Raw genomic sequence first — 210 nt, 5'->3', positions numbered from 1 at the left:
CGGCAGGGCGACGACGGCGGGGACGCCCAGGGCGCGGGCGAGGATGGCGCTGTGGCTGGTCGGCCCGCCCTCCTCGGTGACGAAGCCCAGCACCAGCGTCGGGTCCAGCAGGGCGGTGTCCGCGGGCGCCAGATCCCGCGCGATCAGCACATACGGCTCGTCGCTGTCCGGCACACCCGGCATCGGCACACCCAGCAGCCGCGCCACGAT

General features: G+C 75.2%; 1 protein-coding gene. It reads right to left on the bottom strand.

Going from position 1 to position 210, the window contains the following annotated elements; genetic code table 11:
- Positions 1-210: PEP-utilizing enzyme (locus CD790_RS34340; protein ID WP_260868118.1), on the bottom strand; the 210-nt coding region annotated here is incomplete at both ends.

This window comes from Streptomyces sp. SAJ15 (assembly GCF_007595705.1).
Classification (GTDB): domain Bacteria; phylum Actinomycetota; class Actinomycetes; order Streptomycetales; family Streptomycetaceae; genus Streptomyces.
This window is presented reverse-complemented; position numbering and strand designations above follow the sequence as displayed.